The organism is Micromonospora sp. NPDC005367 (genome assembly GCF_040606825.1).
Lineage (GTDB): Bacteria > Actinomycetota > Actinomycetes > Mycobacteriales > Micromonosporaceae > Micromonospora.
The window spans coordinates 1-16985 of the sequence record NZ_JBEXFP010000027.1; the positions used below are offsets into that span (position 1 = coordinate 1).

The window sequence follows — 16985 nt, forward strand, 5'->3', positions numbered from 1 at the left end:
GTGGGAGAGTAGGACACCGCCGGACATTCTTTCCGTTCAGGGCCACCCCTTTTTGGGGTGGCCCTGAACGCGTTTCCACAGCAAATCCAGCAACATCCGACATCGGCCGGTCGATGAGGGTCCGCCGGCGGGTGATGGCCGCCGACTGGATGAGCCACCAGATGGCCCGCCGGCAGGGACGCCAGGCACTGAACCGAGCCGCGCAGAAACGCGCCAGCCCGGCGAATCAGCCGCGGGTCTGGATGGCGGTCCGGATGTCGCGGAAGAGCTTGCCCGCGTCGTCGACGCTGCGGCCGGGGAACATGCCCAGCACCACGCTGCCGTGATCGGCCCACCCGCAGACGGCGAAGTCGCCGCCCTCCCCGCTGGTCGTGCCGCACTTCATGACGCCACCGAGGTCACCGGCGGGCACGTCGCGCAGCCGGGTCACCTTCCCCGTCTCGTCGGCCATCAGGCCGAAGAGGCTGTCGAGGTCACGCTCCGGCTGCCACAGCAGGGTCGTGCCGCCGAAGATCAGCACCGAGCGCTTCTCGTCGGCCGGGTCGCGGTAGACGGTGCCGAAACTGCGGTCCAACTCGATGTCCGCGGCGAAGCCGCTACGGAGGTAGTCGGCCGTGCTGCGGGCCCGATCGCTGTCGTCCCGAGACAGCCCTGCCACCTGGTCGGGCGAGGAGATCCTCGTGTCCTTCTCCTGGGCGATCCGCCAGCCCATCACGCCCAGCGCGCCGGCTCCGGCCAGGCCCACGGCGAGCGCCGCACTCCACGCGATCCGCTGCCGCCGGGACCAACCCGCCCGCCGCTCCGGGCCGCTGGCGGGGTCCCGGTTGCTCAGCTGGATTGGCTCCTCGGTCAGCTCGACGGGCTCCGGGCCGTCGGAAAGCTGGCGATCAGTGAGATGTGCGTCGGACATAGCCGACACCGTACGCGAATGAGAGGTGGCGCACGCCAGGTCCGCCGAAGCCCTCCGTAGACTTTCTCGGGTGACCGAGAGACTGGATGCCCGACGCCCCGACGCCCCGACCCTGCCCGGCCAGTACCAGCCGGGTGAGGTAGAGCAGCGACGGTACGAGCAGTGGGTAGCCGCCGGCCACTTCCGGGCGTCGGCGCAGAGTGACAAGCCCCCGTTCACCATCGTCATCCCGCCGCCGAACGTCACCGGCTCGCTGCACATGGGGCACGCGTTCGAGCACACCCTCATGGACTCGCTGAACCGGCGTAAGCGGATGCAGGGCTTCGAGGCGCTCTGGCTGCCCGGCATGGACCACGCCGGCATCGCCACCCAGAACCTGGTCGAGCGGCAGCTCGCCACCGAGGGGTTGTCCCGGCACGACCTGGGCCGGGAGAAGTTCGTCGAGCGCGTCTGGCAGTGGAAGGCCGAGTCCGGTGGCGCGATCCTCGGCCAGATGCGGCGCCTCGGCGACGCCGTCGACTGGGACCGGGAGCGCTTCACGATGGATGCGGGGCTGTCCCGCGCCGTCCAGACCATGTTCAAGAAGCTCTTCGACGACGGCCTCATCTACCGGGCCAACCGGATCATCAACTGGTGCCCGCGCTGCCTCACCGCGCTCTCCGACATCGAGGTGGAGCACACCGACGACGAGGGCGAGCTGATCTCGATCCGCTACAGCGACGAGGTGGTCGTGGCCACCACGCGGGCGGAGACCATGCTCGGCGATACCGCGGTCGCCGTGCACCCGGACGACGAGCGGTACAAGCACCTGATCGGCACCGAGGTGGCGGTGCCGCTCACCGGCCGGCGGATCCCGATCGTCGCCGACGAGCACGTCGACCCGAGCTTCGGCACCGGCATGGTCAAGGTGACCCCCGCGCACGACCCGAACGACTTCGAGATCGGCCAGCGGCACGATCTGCCGGCACTGACGATCATGGACGAGCGGGGCATCATCACCGCGCACGGCCCGTTCCAGGGGCTGGACCGTTACGAGGCCCGCCCCGCGATCGTGGCCGCGCTGCGCGAGCAGGGCCGCATCGTCAACGAGAAGCGGCCGTACGTGCACGCGGTCGGGCACTGCTCGCGGTGCAAGACCACCGTCGAGCCGCGCCTGTCGCTCCAGTGGTTCGTGAACACCTCGCCGCTGGCCAAGGCCGCCGGCGACGCGGTACGGGACGGCCGGGTGAAGATCGAGCCGGCCGAGCTGGCCAAGCGCTACTTCGCCTGGGTGGACAACATGCACGACTGGTGCATCTCCCGCCAGCTCTGGTGGGGCCACCGCATTCCCGTCTGGTACGGGCCGGACGGCGAGATCGTCTGCGTCGGCCCGGACGAGCAGCCGCCGACGGGCGAGGGCTGGCGGCAGGAGGAGGATGTCCTCGACACGTGGTTCTCCAGCGGCCTGTGGCCGTTCTCGACCCTCGGCTGGCCGGAGCAGACCCCGGACCTGGCGAAGTTCTACCCGACCAGCGTCCTGGTCACCGGGTACGACATCCTGTTCTTCTGGGTCGCCCGGATGATGATGTTCGGCCTGTACGCGATGGACGGGGTGCAACCGTTCGACGTGGTGGCCCTGCACGGCATGGTCCGCGACGAGCACGGCAAGAAGATGTCCAAGTCGTTCGGCAACGTGGTCGACCCGCTGGACTGGATCGACAGGTTCGGTGCCGACGCCACCCGGTTCACGCTGGCGCGCGGCGCCAACCCGGGCCAGGACGTGCCGGTCAGCGAGGAGTGGTGCCAGGGCTCCCGCAACTTCTGCAACAAGCTCTGGAACGCCACCCGGTTCGCGCTGATCAACGGTGCGCACACCGACGGGCCGCTGCCGGCCGCCGAGCAGCTCTCCACCGTCGACCGGTGGATCCTGTCCCGGCTCGCGCACGTCACCGCCGAGGTCGACGAGCAGTTCGAGGCGTACGAGTTCGCGAAGGTCTGCGACCTGCTCTACCACTTCGCCTGGGACGACGTCTGCGACTGGTACGTCGAGCTGAGCAAGCCGGTGCTCGGCGAGGGCGGGCGGGCCGCCGAGGTCTCCCGCCGGGTGCTGGGGCACGTGCTGGACCAGCTGCTGCGGCTGCTGCACCCGGTGATCCCGTTCGTCACCGACGAGCTGTGGACCGCCCTGACCGGCGCGGAGAGTGTGCTGGTCGCCGCCTGGCCGGTGGCCGACCGTACGCTCGTCGACGACGCCGCCGAGGCCGAGGTCGGCACCCTGCAGCGGGTGGTGACCGAGATCCGCCGGTTCCGTTCCGATCAGGGGCTGCGGCCGACCCAGCGGGTCGCTGCCCGGCTCGATGGTCTCGTGCCGGCGGGTATCGCCGCGCACGAGCCGCTGATCCGGTCCCTGGCCCGGCTGGACCCGGCCGACGCCGACTTCCAGGCGAGCGCGACGCTGACCATGCCGGGCGAGGTGAGCGTGGCCCTGGACACCCGGGGTTCGATCGACGTGGCCGCCGAGCGGGCCCGGCTCACCAAGGACCGGGCGGCCGCCGAGAAGGAGGCCGCGCAGGCGCGGGCGAAGCTCGACAATCCCGCTTTCGTCGGGAAGGCGCCGGAGCACGTGGTTGCCAAGATCCGTGAGCGACTGGCGGTGGCCGAGGCGGACCTGGTCCGTGTCGACGCCGCGTTGGAGGCGCTGCCGTCGTGACCGATCACCAAGCCTTCGCCGAGGTGGAGGCCGAGCTGGCCGAGCGGGGCTTCACCCGGATGGTCTTCGAGCTGGACCGTATCGAGTCCCTGCTCGACCTGCTCGGCAGCCCGCAGCGGGCGTACCCGTCTATCCACCTGACCGGGACCAATGGCAAGACGTCGACGGCCCGGATGATCGACTCCCTGCTGCGGGCGTTCGGCCTGCACACCGGGCGCTACACCAGCCCGCACCTGGAAACCGTCCGGGAGCGGATCAGCCTGGACGGGGAGCCGGTCAGCGAGGAGCGGTTCGTCGCCACCTACCGCGAGGTGGCTCCGCTCGCCCAGCTGGTCGACGAGCGGTCGGCGGAACCGCTCACCTACTTCGACATGACCACGGCCCTGGCGTTCGCGACCTTCGCCGACGCGCCGGTCGACATCGCGGTGGTCGAGGTGGGGCTCGGCGGCGCCGAGGACTCGACGAACGTGCTCCAGGCCGGCGTCGCGGTCATCACTCCGATCGGTCTGGACCACACCGAGTGGCTCGGCGACACGATCGAGGACATCGCCCTGCACAAGGCGGGCATCATCTACCCCGGTGCCACGGTGATCTCCGCGGCGCAGGAGGAGGAGGCCGCCCGGCCGATCCTGGAGCGCTGTGCCGAGGTGGGGGCGACCATCGCCCGGGAGGGCTCGGAGTTCGGCGTGCTGCGCCGGTCGGTCGCCGTCGGAGGGCAGGTGCTGACCCTCCAGGGTCTCGGTGGTGTCTACGAGGAGGTGTTCGTCCCGCTGCACGGCGCGCACCAGGCGCAGAACGCGGCGGTGGCGCTCGCCGCGGTTGAGGCCTTCCTCGGTGCCGGCGCCCGCCGGCAGCTCGACATCGAGGCGGTACGTGAGGGGTTCGCGGCGGCCAGCTCGCCGGGACGGCTGGAGCGGGTACGCAGCGCCCCCACCATTTTGCTCGACGGCGCGCACAACCCGCACGGGATGGCCGCCACCGTCACCGCCCTGCAGGAGGAGTTCGCGTTCAGCAAGCTGGTGGCGGTCGTCGGCGTGCTCGATGACAAGGACGCCCCCGCCCTGCTCGAGCTGCTGGAGCCGGTGGTCGACCAGTTGGTGGTCACCCGCAACAGCTCGCCGCGGGCGATGCCCGCGCAGGAACTGGCGGCGCTTGCCGCCGAGGTGTTCGGCCCCGATCGGGTCGAGGTGGCGGAGGAGATGCCCGACGCGATCGAGACGGCGGTGGCGCTGGCCGAGGAGGACGTACCGGGCGAGCTGAGTGGGGTGGGTGTTTTGATCACCGGGTCGGTGGTGACCGTGGCCGACGCCCGCCGGCTGCTGAAGCGATGACCGGCCCGGAACAGCCGCGCCGTTCCGGGCTGCGTAACCCGCAGCGATCGGTACGCAGCCTCGGTGCCGCCACCCTGAGCATCGAGGCGCTGGTGCTGCTGCTCGCCATCCAGCCCATCCGGGTGGTCGGCGCGGACCTCAGCGGTGCCGCGGTCGGCACCGTGGTGGCGCTGGCGGTGCTGGGGGTGGTGCTCGCGGGCATGATGCGTCGCCCGTGGGCGTGGCACGCCGGCACCGTCCTGCAGGGGCTGTTGCTGCTCTCCGGCCTGCTGCACTGGTCGTTGCTGGTGCTCGGCATCATCTTCGCCCTCGTCTGGGGCTACGCCCTGCACGTACGCCGAGTGATCCTCGGCTAACCTCCCGCGCCGGGCATCCACCCGATGCCGGTGCACGCGTTCATGGAAAGAGTGGCCATCCCCCGCGGGATGGCCACTCTTTCCATGAACGGGGCCGCTCAGGGGCGCCGGGGGTGGGGGGTCAGGCGTCGGCGCGTTCGCGCCACTGGGTCAGGGCGATGCCGTGGCCGTCCGGGTCACGGAAGGCCGCGGCCCACACCTCGAACTTGGTACCCCGGTTGACCACGCGGGGCGCGTACGTGAAACGCACGCCAGAGTCGCCCAGCCGCCGGTACGCCGCCTGGATGTCGTCCACCTCGAGGTTGACGTGCACCAGCCGGCGGCTCACCGGCGCGGCCTCGCTCACCTGGCGGAGCACGAGCCGGGTCGGGCCCGAGGCGAGCAGCGCGTTGCCGTCGCCCCGGTCGATCTCGGTGAAGCCGAGCACGTCCCGGTAGAAGTCGAGCGACCGAGACAGTTCGGTGACCAGCACGGTCAGACCGATCCCGCTGATCGGTGCGGCGGGATCGGCCGGATCGTCCGTCGGGTCGCCGCCGAAGATCGCCTCGTCGAGCTCGGCCGGCGTGACGTCCTCGTCGCGCGGTTCGCGGAGCGGAGTGGGCTCGTCCAGCGGCAGATCGAGAGGGTCGAGCGGGTCCTCCCGGCCGGAGGTGGGAGCTGTGCTCGCGGATGCGACCGTTTCGAAGTCCTCCTCTGCCGGCGGGCGCGGAGCCGGAGTGGCCCGGCGCGGCAGCGGGCTGCTCGCCCCCGGCTCGACCACCGTTCCCTCCAGCACGACCGGGCCGCCCGGGCGCTGGTGCACCACGACCGGCTCGCGCTCGGCGGGCGGGCCGCCCGGGTCGTCGCGCAGCGGATCGCCGTCGAATGGATCACCACCGAGCGGGTCGCGGAAGTCGTCGTCGGCCGGGCGTCCCGCCCAGGGCGGGGCGTCCTGCGCGATCAGCATCTCGTCCACCGGCTCGGCGTCGGCGTACTCGGGTGGAAGGTCGGCGGCGGCCGCGGCTGTCTCGGCGTGCGTGGGCACCTCGTCCCAGAGCACCCGGACGTGCCGCTGGTCGTCGAGCGCCACCCGGATCGGCAGGGTCTGCCCGAGCGACGGCCACTTGGACACCGGCACCCGTGGTTCGATGATCTTCTTGCTGCGGGGCGGCAGCCCCGGCGCGTCGATGACCAGTTGCAGCTCGCACCGGCCGAACGCGTACTGGGTGGGTGGCTCGGAGGCGCTGTGCACGTGCCCCTCGCCGATCACCCACGTGCGTCCCCCGCCACGTACCGTGGCCAGCGCGATCGCCAGCACCAGCAGGGCGGTGCCGAGCGCTACGATGGCCCAGCTCATCATGCCGAGGCCGAAGAGCATCACGAAGGTGGCCACGGTGCCGAGCACCGCGGCGATCAGCTTGCGTACCGGTGCGATGGGCCGGCTCCCGCCATTCGCCACAGTGGACCTCCCGGGGGTCAAGGGTCAGGCTAGGCCGCAGCGGCCACCGGGGGATAGGTCAGCCGCCGCGCCGGTGCCGGGACCGGGTCGCTAGGCTGACCGTACCCAGCCAGACCGGCTTCCGCGCACAGGAGGAACTCAGCGTGTCCAGCAGCATCCCCGAGGAGCGCACGCTCGTACTGATCAAGCCTGACGCGGTCCGCCGCGGCCTCGTCGGCGAGATCATCTCGCGTTTCGAGCGCAAGGGGCTGCGGATCGACGCGATGGACGTCCGGACCATGGACGCCGCGCTGGCCGACGCGCACTACGCCGAGCATGTGGACAAGCCGTTCTACCCGCCGCTGCACGCCTTCATGACCGGCGGACCACTCGTCGCTCTGGTGCTCTCCGGCGACCAGGTCATCGACGTGGTCCGCAACCTGGTCGGCGCCACCGACGGGCGGCGGGCGGCGGGCGGCACCATCCGCGGCGACTTCTCCCTGTCCAACCGGGAGAACCTGGTGCACGCGTCCGACTCCGTCGACAGCGCCAAGCGCGAGATCGCGCTCTGGTTCCCCGAGCTGGCCTGACGCCGTCGCTCCTGCTCACCACCGTGCCGCCGGGCTCAGCCCGGCGGCACGGGTAGTTTCTCCGGGTTCCCCACGAGGTACAGCCCGGTGATCCGGCCCGCGACGGCGGCCAGGGTCAGCGCGTAGAAGGTGCCGACGGACTTCCCGATCAGAGCGCCCGGTCGGCCGTTGAGCTCCATTCGCCGTACCGTCACCGGGCACCGCGGGCCGTAGGCACCGGCGACGAAGCGGGCCACCCGGTCCGCTCCGACGATCGGATTGCGGGCCGCGGTCACCCGTCCGCCGCCATCGGTCCACGCGATCGCGTCGTGGGCCACCAGCCCGGTGAGCGCCGCGAGGTCGCCGTCGCGGGCGGCGGCGAGGAAGGCGTCCAGCAGCCGTTCCTGCTCGGCCGGGCCCGCGGTGAACCGACGCCGGTCCTGGCGTATCCGGGCTTCGGCGCGGTGCTGCAGCTGCCGGCACCTTCGGGTGACGGACCCGCCATCCACCGCCTACGTTGCCCGTCGGTCGGGTACAGAGAATCGCGGCTACGTCGCATCCAGCCCCACCGGACCAGCGCTCGCTCGGCCCACCACCCCTTCGGGGATTCGGGGTACGTCCGCTACCGTGACACCGCCCGCTCGTACACGATCTGCCGGAGGACCAGTGCCCCTGCTCTACACCATCGGCAAGCTCACCGTGGGGCCGACGATGCGGCTGGCGTTCCGCCCCACCGTGGAGGGGCTGGAGCATGTGCCGGAGACCGGTGGAGCGATCTTCGCCGGCAACCACCTCTCGGTCGCCGACGAGCTCATCCTCGGCACGGTGGTACCGCGGCACCTGGCGTTCTGGGCCAAGTCCGAGTACTTCAAGGGCGTCGGCCTGAAGGGGGCCTTCTCGAAGTTCGTGCTCACCGGGCTCGGCGCGATCCCGGTCGAGCGGGGCGGTGGACGGGCCGCGTTGTCCGCGTTCGACGCGGCGATCCCGGCGCTGAAGGCCGGTGACCTGGTGGTCGTCTATCCGGAGGGGACACGGTCGCCGGACGGACGGCTGTACCGGGGCCGCACCGGGGCGGTACGGCTGGCCGTCGCCGCCGGTGTGCCGATCATCCCGGTCGGCACGATCGGGACGGAGAAGGTGCAGCCGATCGGGGCCCGGATTCCGCGTCCCGGCACCGGGAAGATCACCGTCCGGTTTGGCAAGCCGCTGGACTTCACCGGCCGATCGGACGACCGGACCTCGTTGCGTGCCATGACCGACGAGGTGATGAGCGAGATCCAGAAGCTCACCGGTCAGGAGTACGTCTCGAGGTACGCGCCGCCGCGCGCCCATCCGGACCCGATCCGCCCCGATCCGGCCTGAGCCGCCATTCCACCCGAGGCGGGTCGGCGTCGCGCGGAGGGTCGACCGTTCACCACGGGCCGGGTCAGTTCTGATCCGTGGTGACGATCCGGCCGCGCAGGGTGTCGAGCAGGCCGGCGCTGTCCTGCAGGGAGAGGCGGGTGAAGATCGCGCTGGCGATGCTGCCGTGGTCGACCGACGTGCAGACGACCACCGCGTCACCCTCGGCGCGTCCCACCGCGCAGCGCTGATGCCGGCCGCGTACGCCCGTGTCGACGGTTTCGACGGAGCCGAGCTGGTACTCCTCGCTGAGCCGCGCGATCTCGTCGTCCGCGGCCGATTCGGTGTCGAACCGGAAGCCGGTGCCGCCGAAGACGGTCACCTGCTTGCCGTCCGGGTTCGTGTAGACGCCCGCGAAGGTGTCCTCGGCGAGCAGGTGCGTCTTGCGTACCTCCGCCTCCAGCTGCCGGGCCGCCTGCGTGCTGCGGCCGTCCTGCCGTAGCGACAGGTCGGCGACCTGGGCGGGGAGTGCGGCGTGAGCCGGGTACTGCGACCAGATCGGCATCCCGTAGTACGCCGGAGCGCCACAGCAGCAGGCGAGAGCGAGCAGCAGCAGCCACGGCCAGCGGCGTCGCTTCCGGACCGGGACGGGCACGTACCCCTTCGGGGCCCGCCAACCGGGCGGCGGCGCGGCCGGTGGCGGCGCGGGCCGTCGCTTCGACCGGCGCTGCTTCGGCGGCGCGGCGGGCTGCGGCGGTATCGGTTGCGGTAGCGGCGCTACCCGCTGCGGCGGCGATCCGACCGGTTGCGGCGGCGGTGCGCTCGGTGCCGGAGAAACCGGGTGCGCGGGCGGCGGCACCGGGTGCGCGACCGGCGGCGGTGGGGTCGGCGCGGGCGGCCCGGAGTAGGGGCGCGTCGGCGGAGCTGGTGGGTAGGACAGCGTCGGCGGCAGGGCCGGCAGTTCGGCCGAGGGCAGCTCCCAGCCGTCGGTGTCCGCGCCGGCCCAGGGATCCACCGGGATTCGGTGTTCGGGCGGCTCGGGCATCGGCGGCGGGGTCGGCTCGGCGGACTCGCCCCAGGAACGTCGCCGTGGCGGTGGCGGCGGTACCGGGGCGGAACCGCTCCAGCGCGGCGCCGGCTCGGGCGCCCCGCCGACGGGCAGCGGCCTGGTGCCGGAGGGGCCGTCGGGCTGTGGCGCGCCCCCGCCTGTCGGCGCGATTCCGTCGACGCGGCTGCCCTCCGGCTCGTCGACGAGGGTGGGCTCCGTCAGGTCGGTGCCCGTGGGCCCGTCGGTCCTCATCGGTTCGTCGAGGCCGAGGGTGCCGTCGGTCCGGCCCGGCGGCGCGGTCTCGTCGAGGCGGCGCGTGTCGTCGGGACCGATCGGGTCGTCGGGACCGATCGGGCCGTCCGACCCGCTCGGGGTCGGCGCGTCAGCGGGAGCGGCGACCGAAACGCCGGACGGAGCCGCCGGGCCCGTGGCGGCGGCTTCCGGTGGTGCGGGGGAGGGATCGGGCTGTTCGGCGACGGCCGGATCACGGTCCGACCCCGTGCCCGGGGCGTTTCCGTGGGTCGGCCGGTCCGCCCCCGGCTGCGGCTCCGGCATCCGGCAATCTCCTCTCGCGCCGACCCGAGGTTAGTACCGGTCCGCCACGCGCGGGGAGGCGGCCACCGCGCCTCGGACGGCTCCGGTGGCTCACCAGCGCGGGGGCGGACCGGGTGAACGCCGCCCCGGCCGTCGTGCCACCGCCGCGCGCGTGGCCGCCACCGGCGGGCGCGTACGCTTGGGCATCATGAGCGCCCAGTCCACGACGCCGCGCCCGGTCGCGGCCAACTCCGTTTGGCCCCAGCTGGAGTCGCTGCTGCCTCAGGTGACCAAGCCCATCCAGTACGTCGGTGGTGAGCTGGGGGCGGTGGTGAAGGACTGGGACGCGGCGACGGTTCGCTGGGCGCTGATGTACCCGGACGCGTACGAGGTGGGCCTGCCCAATCAGGGTGTGCAGATCCTCTACGAGGTGCTCAATGAGCTGCCCGACGTGCTGGCCGAACGGACGTACGCGGTCTGGCCGGACCTGGAGAAGCTGATGCGCGCGCACGGCGTGCCGCAGTTCACCGTCGACGCGCACCGTCCGGTGCGTGACTTCGACGTGTTCGGCATCTCCTTCGCCACCGAGCTGGGCTACACGAACCTGCTCGCCGCCGTCGACCTGGCCGGCATTCCGCTGCTCGCGGCCGACCGCACCGACGCCGACCCGGTGGTCCTGGCGGGCGGGCACGCCGCGTTCAATCCGGAGCCGATCGCCGACTTCATCGACGCCGCCGTGCTCGGCGACGGCGAGGAGGCGGTCCTGGAGATCACCACGATCGTCCGGGAGTGGAAGGCCGAGGGCTGCCCGGGCGGGCGTGACGAGCTGCTGCTGCGGCTCGCCCGTACCGAGAGCGTGTACGTGCCGCGCTTCTACGACGTGGACTACCTGCCGGACGGCCGGATCCAGCGGGTCGTGCCGAACCGGGCGGACGTGCCGTTCCGGGTGCACAAGCGCACGACCATGGACCTGGACGCCTGGCCGTACCCGAAGAAGCCGCTGGTGCCGCTCGCCGAGACGGTCCACGAGCGGTACGCGGTCGAGATCTTCCGGGGCTGCACCCGGGGCTGCCGGTTCTGCCAGGCGGGCATGATCACCAGGCCGGTGCGGGAACGCTCCATCACCACGGTGGGGCAGATGGTGCAGGAGGGTCTGGAGTTCTCCGGCTTCCACGAGGTGGGGCTGCTCTCCCTCTCGTCCGCCGACCACTCCGAGATCGGCGACATGTGCTCCGGCCTCGCCCAGCAGTACGAGGGCACCAACGTCTCCCTCTCGCTGCCGTCCACCCGGGTCGACGCCTTCAACATCGACCTGGCCCAGGAGCTGTCCCGCAACGGTCGCCGGACCGGTCTGACCTTCGCCCCCGAGGGCGGGTCGGAGCGGATCCGCAAGGTGATCAACAAGATGGTGTCGAAGGATGACCTCATCCGCACCGTGGTCACCGCCTACACCAACGGCTGGCGGCAGGTGAAGCTCTACTTCATGTGCGGCCTGCCCACCGAGACCGACGAGGACGTCCTCGAGATCGCCGACATGGCGCACGAGGTCATCAGGGCCGGTCGGGCGGCCACCGGTTCCAAGGACATCCGCTGCACGGTCTCCATCGGCGGGTTCGTGCCGAAGCCGCACACCCCCTTCCAGTGGGCGGCGATGGAGCGGCCGGAGGTGATCGACGGCCGGCTCAAGCTGCTCAAGCAGGCGATCAACGCCGACCGGTCGCTGGGCCGGGCCATCGGCTTCCGCTACCACGACGGCGAGCCGTCGCTGATCGAGGGCCTGCTCAGCCGCGGTGACCGCCGGGTCGGCGCGGTGATCCGCAGGGTGTGGGAGAACGGCGGCCGGTTCGACGGGTGGAGCGAGCACTTCTCCTACCAGCGCTGGGTGGACGCCGCGGCCGAGGTGCTGCCCGCGTTCGGGGTCGACCTGGACTGGTACACCACGCGTGAGCGTGACGAGCTCGAGGTGCTCCCGTGGGACCACCTGGACTCCGGGTTGGACAAGGACTGGCTCTGGCAGGACTGGCAGGACTCGCTGAGCGAGTACGAGCAGGACGACTGCCGTTGGACGCCGTGCTTCGACTGCGGTGTGTGCCCGGCAATGGACACCGAGATCCAAATCGGGCCAACCGGTAAGAAGTTGCTCCCGCTGACCCCGGTGAACGGGCTGAAACTGCCCGCCAGCGCCCAGCAGTAGCGTCGAGACGTTCCCGCCCCCGGCCGCGTACCGTCCCGGACCCTGCGCCAGGATGGGGCGGACACGCAGGTACATACGAGGAGTTCACGATCGCCAGAAAGCCTCAGCCCGAGGGCGGCCAGGCGCCCGTCGTCCAGCGGGTCCGAATCCGGTACGCCAAGCGTGGACCGCTGCGGTTCACCTCGCACCGGGACTTCGCCCGAGCCTTCGAGCGCGCACTGCGCCGGGCCGGCGTGCCGATCGCCTTCTCCCAGGGCTTCACCCCGCACCCGAAGATCTCGTACGCCTCCGCCGCGCCCACCGGTGTGGGGAGTGAGGCGGAGTACCTGGAGATCGGCCTGCGCGAGCCGGTCGACCCGGGGCGGCTGCGCGACGCGCTGGACGCGGCGCTCTCACCCGGGCTCGACGTGCTCGACGCGGTGGAGGCGGCCGGCGGCAGCCTCGCCGACCGGATCGAGGCGTCCCGCTGGCGGATCGAACTGCCCGACGTCGACCCGGCCGCGCTGGAGCAGGCGGTGACGGCGTTCACGGCGGCCGGGGAGATCCAGGTCGAGCGGATGACCAAGCAGGGGCGGCGTACCTTCGACGCGCGTGCCGCCGTCATCGCCATCGATATGCTCCCGCCGTCGGAGACGCCTTCCGGGGAACCGGCCGTACCGTGTGCGATACTCGAAGTGGTCGTGCGGCAGGTCACCCCGTCCGTACGACCCGATGACGTCCTTTCCGGCCTCCGCGTGGTGGCCGGCCTGGAGCCGCCGGTTCCGCCGAGAGTGACTCGGCTGGCTCAGGGCACGCTGACCGCGCAGGGCGAGATCGTGGATCCGTTGGATGCGGACCGCGACGGGGCAACCATCGGTGAACGCTGACCGACGGTCAGTGTTCGAGTAGGCAGACTTCGGCGGTCGCGCACCTCGCGCACCGGCGGAACACCTTTTGCGGCGACCCTGCGTGGCAGCGCTCACCCGCGCCCGGGGCAGCCAGAACTGGAGAACGTCCATGCTCGAGAACGAGCCCGAGGGCGGCGAACGGACCGGTTCACAGCCGGCCGCCGACACCGCCGATCAGCAGCACAACCCCGTCGACGGGGCCGCCGTGGAGAGCCGCATCGGTGTGGAGGGCGCGGAGGAGTCCGGCGCCGCCGAGCCGGCGCCGACCCGACGGCGTACCACCCGGCGACGCGCCACACCGGTGAACAAGCCGGAGGAGGGCGAGGTCCCCGTCGAGGCGCCCAGCACCGGTGTGGGCAGTGCGGAATCTCCGCAGGCGGAGGTCTTCGCGCCCGTCTCCGGCGACTCGGACGTCGCGCCGAAGACCCCGCGCCGCCGCCGAAAGGCGACCGCCGCGAAGGCGGTCGAGGAGCCCGTGGTCGCGGAGGCCGTCGAGGAGGGCGCCGCTGACCTCGTCCCGCCGGTCAAGGTCACCCGTACCCGGCGACGGAAGAGCACGCCCACCGTCGAGCCGGAGGCCGCGACGCCGGCCGAACCCACCGTTGAGGCGCCGGCCGAGGAGGCACCGCCGGCAGCCGCCGAGGAGACCACCGGCGAGGTCGCCCCGGCCGAGGAGCCGGAGACCGCGGGCGAGCAGGCGGCGCAGCCGGAACCCGACAGGGGCGCCGAGGCCCAGACCGGCGATGTCGCGCCGGGGGTGGCCGTGCCCGCCGCGGAACAGCCCACCGACGCCGCCGAGCCGGCGGATCAGCCGCGTGGCCGCCGCCGACGGGCCGCGCTCGCCGCCCCCACCGTGCTGTTCATGGCCCCGCAGCCGGAGGTGGCACCGGTCGTGCGGGCGGTTGAGCCCGCCCCGGTCGAGGAGCCGGTCGCCGAGGAACCGGCCGAGCCCGCCCGCCGCCGCCGGCGTGGCCGCCGGGAGGCCGAGTTGGCGGAGCCGGTCGAGGTGGAGCAGGAGCCGATCGAGGAGGCTGTCGAGGCCGAGGAGGCCGCCGAGGCGGAGGAGGACGAGGACGACTCCCTCGCCGCCCGGCGCCGCCGTCGGCGCGGCCGGCGCGGCCGTGGCCGGGGCAAGGGCGGTGCCGATGAGGCCGAGGACGATGAGGCCGAGGAGGCGGCGCAGGCCGAGGTCGAGGCCGAGGAGGCCGAGGCTGAGGAAGCCGAGGACGAGGAGACCGAGGGCGGAGACGGCCTGACCCGCCGTCGCCGGCGGCGCCGGCGCCGTGGCGCCGGTGACGTCGAGGCGGGCGCGGACGACGGCGTACCGACCGTGGTCAAGATCCGTGAGCCGCGCCGGACCGTGGACGAGGTCCAGGGTGTCTCCGGCTCCACCCGCCTCGAGGCGAAGCGTCAGCGCCGCCGGGACGGCCGGGAGCAGCGGCGTACCCGGCCGCCGATCCTCAGCGAGTCGGAGTTCCTGGCCCGCCGCGAGGCGGTGGACCGGGTGATGGCGGTACGCCAGCGCGGCGACCGCACCCAGATCGCGGTGCTCGAGGACGGCGTCCTGGTCGAGCACTACGTCACCCGCAACTCGTCGGGCACCATGGCCGGCAACGTCTACCTGGGCAAGGTGCAGAACGTCCTGCCGAGCATGGAGGCGGCCTTCGTCGACATCGGCCGAGGGCGCAACGCGGTGCTCTACGCCGGCGAGGTCAACTGGGACACCTCCGGCCTGGAGGGCCGGGCCCGCTCAATCGAGCAGGCGCTCAAGTCCGGCGACTCGGTGCTGGTGCAGGTCACCAAGGACCCGATCGGGCACAAGGGGGCCCGGCTGACCAGCCACATCGCGCTCTCCGGCCGGCACCTGGTCTACGTGCCGAACGGCAACGCGTCCGGGATCAGCCGCAAGCTGCCGGACAACGAGCGCAAGCGGCTGCGGGACGTGCTGAAGAAGCTGGTCCCGGACGGCGCGGGCGTGATCGTCCGTACCGCGGCCGAGGGGGCCAGCGAGGACGAGCTGGCGCGTGACGTCAAGCGGCTCCAGGCGCAGTGGGAGGACATCCAGGCCAAGGCGGCCGAGGGCGGCGCTCCTGTGCTGCTCTACGAGGAGCCGGACCTGGTCATCCGGGTGGTCCGGGACCTGTTCAACGAGGACTTCCGCGAGCTGGTCATCGAGGGCGACGAGTCGTACGACGTGGTCGAGTCGTACCTGTCGCACGTCTCGCCGGACCTGGTTCCCCGGCTGCGCCGGTACGTCGGGACCGCTGACGTCTTCGCCGAGTACCGGATCGACGAGCAGATCCTCAAGGGGCTGGACCGTAAGGTCTTCCTCCCCTCCGGCGGCTCCTTGGTGATCGACCGCACCGAGGCGATGACCGTCATCGACGTCAACACCGGCAAGTACACCGGCTCCGGGGGCAACCTGGAGGAGACGGTCACCCGCAACAACCTGGAGGCGGCCGAGGAGATCGTGCGCCAGCTCCGGCTGCGCGACCTGGGCGGCATCGTGGTGATCGACTTCATCGACATGGTGCTGGAGTCGAACCGCGAGTTGGTGCTGCGCCGGCTGACCGAGTGCCTGGGCCGGGACCGCACCAAGCACCAGGTAACCGAGATCACTTCTCTCGGCCTGGTGCAGATGACGCGTAAGCGGATCGGCGCGGGGCTGCTGGAGGCGTTCAGCGAGACCTGCGAGTGCTGCAAGGGCCGCGGCGTGATCATCCACACCGAGCCGGTGCCGGAGAAGCCGCGTACCGGTGGGGCGGCGGAGAAGGTCAAGGCGGTGGCCTCCGCGGTGGTCACCCCGGCCGCCGAGTCGGCCGGCACGTCCCGGCGCCGGGCGCGTAAGGCCGCCCCGGTGGAGCGGACGGTGGCCGAGGTCAGCGAGACCGAGCCCGGCGCCGACACCACCGAGGTGGACGCCACCACCAGTGCGGCCGCCGTCACCGGTGCCGACACGACGGCGGGCCACGACGCCGACTACTACGACACGATGGGTTACGACCTCTCCCGCTACGAGGCGGGGACCGCGGCGGCCCCGGCGGTCGCCGACAGCCAGGAGGGCGACTCGGCCCGGCTGGCCGCGGCCGACGACCCGGACGCGCTCACCGAGGAGAGCGACGAGGAGACCACCGGCCGGCGTAGAGCCCGCCGCAGCGGCGCCCGGCGGCGTACCCGCCCGTGAGCTGACCGGTCGCCCCTTCGCGCGGACGGCAGGGCCCCCATTCCGGCACGATGACGCCGGTTGGGGGCCCGGCCCGTTTCCGCCGGGACGACCGGGCGAAGGGACCGCCATGCGCCGGTTGCTCGTGGTGGGTGTGCTGGTGGCGCGGGCCTCTGGCCGGTCGGCGACGTCGCGGCCCGGGCGTACGAGGAGGAGCTGGGCCGGATGGTCGCGGCGGTCGGTGCCAACGACAGCACGGCGGCCGACGCCGCCCACCGGCGCGCCGCAACTGCCCTCGCCGGCTGGCGTGCCGTGCTGCGCGAGCAGTCCGCCCGGGCCACCGCCCCGCAACCGGGGGTGCTCCTGGCCGATCAGGGCGCCGAGGTGGAGGCGTTGGGCGCCGACGTGAACGGGTTCGACGAGACCGAGCTGGACCGCCTCCAGCAGCGTCTCGACCGGCTCTGTCCGGGCTGATCCGCGGGCCGGTTTGGGCTGCGGGGTGGGCATGGCGTACGCTTGCCTGCGGCGCACTCTTGTGTGCCGAGT

13 protein-coding genes are annotated in these 16985 nt (G+C 72.4%); 9 read left to right on the forward strand and 4 right to left on the reverse strand.

The window, feature by feature from the left end:
- Positions 1 to 226: 226 nt before the first annotated feature.
- Positions 227 to 910 carry a hypothetical protein gene (locus ABZS42_RS19380; protein ID WP_355147094.1) on the reverse strand — a complete coding sequence of 228 codons (684 nt, stop codon included), beginning with the start codon at positions 908 to 910 and terminating at the stop codon, positions 227 to 229.
- A 70-nt stretch (positions 911 to 980) separates the two neighbouring features.
- On the opposite strand from ABZS42_RS19380, the gene ABZS42_RS19385 reads away from it, so the two are divergent.
- From ABZS42_RS19385 to ABZS42_RS19395, 3 genes are read left to right on the forward strand one after another with little or no spacing between them, the layout of a single operon-like run.
- Positions 981 to 3599 carry a valine--tRNA ligase gene (locus ABZS42_RS19385; protein ID WP_355147096.1) on the forward strand — a complete coding sequence of 873 codons (2619 nt, stop codon included), beginning with the start codon at positions 981 to 983 and terminating at the stop codon, positions 3597 to 3599.
- Positions 3596 to 4930 (forward strand): folylpolyglutamate synthase/dihydrofolate synthase family protein, encoded by a 1335-nt coding sequence (locus ABZS42_RS19390; RefSeq protein WP_355147098.1) that lies wholly within the window; start codon positions 3596 to 3598, stop codon positions 4928 to 4930. The genes ABZS42_RS19385 and ABZS42_RS19390 overlap by 4 nt, the downstream gene beginning before the upstream one ends.
- Complete coding sequence (locus tag ABZS42_RS19395; RefSeq protein ID WP_355147100.1) at positions 4927 to 5286, forward strand: DUF4233 domain-containing protein; 360 nt, start codon at positions 4927 to 4929, stop codon at positions 5284 to 5286. The genes ABZS42_RS19390 and ABZS42_RS19395 overlap by 4 nt, the downstream gene beginning before the upstream one ends.
- A 121-nt stretch (positions 5287 to 5407) precedes the next feature.
- On the opposite strand, the gene ABZS42_RS19400 is transcribed toward ABZS42_RS19395, so the two are convergent.
- Entirely contained in the window at positions 5408 to 6724 is a 1317-nt protein-coding gene (locus ABZS42_RS19400; protein ID WP_355147102.1) for a VOC family protein, read from the reverse strand.
- Positions 6725 to 6867: 143 nt separating this feature from the next.
- Here ABZS42_RS19400 and ndk point away from each other — a divergent pair, with 143 nt between their 5' ends.
- On the forward strand, positions 6868 to 7293 hold the full coding sequence (gene ndk / locus ABZS42_RS19405; RefSeq protein ID WP_355147104.1) for a nucleoside-diphosphate kinase: 426 nt from the start codon (positions 6868 to 6870) through the stop codon (positions 7291 to 7293).
- Between the two features lie 35 nt (positions 7294 to 7328).
- On the opposite strand, the gene ABZS42_RS19410 is transcribed toward ndk, so the two are convergent.
- The gene (locus tag ABZS42_RS19410; protein WP_355147106.1) at positions 7329 to 7781 is read right to left on the reverse strand and encodes a hypothetical protein; all 453 of its coding nucleotides are present in this window, start codon (positions 7779 to 7781) and stop codon (positions 7329 to 7331) included.
- A gap of 157 nt (positions 7782 to 7938) precedes the next feature.
- Here ABZS42_RS19410 and ABZS42_RS19415 point away from each other — a divergent pair, with 157 nt between their 5' ends.
- The gene (locus tag ABZS42_RS19415) at positions 7939 to 8634 is read left to right on the forward strand and encodes a lysophospholipid acyltransferase family protein (protein WP_355147108.1); all 696 of its coding nucleotides are present in this window, start codon (positions 7939 to 7941) and stop codon (positions 8632 to 8634) included.
- Between the two features lie 64 nt (positions 8635 to 8698).
- Here the strand turns inward: ABZS42_RS19415 and ABZS42_RS19420 are convergent, their stop codons facing one another.
- Positions 8699 to 10216 carry a hypothetical protein gene (locus tag ABZS42_RS19420; protein WP_355147110.1) on the reverse strand — a complete coding sequence of 506 codons (1518 nt, stop codon included), beginning with the start codon at positions 10214 to 10216 and terminating at the stop codon, positions 8699 to 8701.
- 187 nt (positions 10217 to 10403) lie between these two features.
- Here ABZS42_RS19420 and ABZS42_RS19425 point away from each other — a divergent pair, with 187 nt between their 5' ends.
- The 4 genes from ABZS42_RS19425 (at position 10404) to ABZS42_RS19440 (ending at position 16913) form a co-directional block, all read left to right on the forward strand.
- A complete protein-coding gene (locus tag ABZS42_RS19425; RefSeq protein ID WP_355147112.1) occupies positions 10404 to 12389 on the forward strand; it encodes a TIGR03960 family B12-binding radical SAM protein in 1986 nt (661 codons plus the stop codon).
- A gap of 146 nt (positions 12390 to 12535) precedes the next feature.
- Complete coding sequence (locus tag ABZS42_RS19430; RefSeq protein ID WP_355147249.1) at positions 12536 to 13255, forward strand: TIGR03936 family radical SAM-associated protein; 720 nt, start codon at positions 12536 to 12538, stop codon at positions 13253 to 13255.
- Positions 13256 to 13385: 130 nt separating this feature from the next.
- A complete protein-coding gene (locus tag ABZS42_RS19435) occupies positions 13386 to 16460 on the forward strand; it encodes an Rne/Rng family ribonuclease (RefSeq protein ID WP_355147114.1) in 3075 nt (1024 codons plus the stop codon).
- 204 nt (positions 16461 to 16664) lie between these two features.
- Entirely contained in the window at positions 16665 to 16913 is a 249-nt protein-coding gene (locus tag ABZS42_RS19440) for a hypothetical protein (protein ID WP_355147116.1), read from the forward strand.
- The last annotated feature ends 72 nt before the right edge of the window (positions 16914 to 16985 follow it).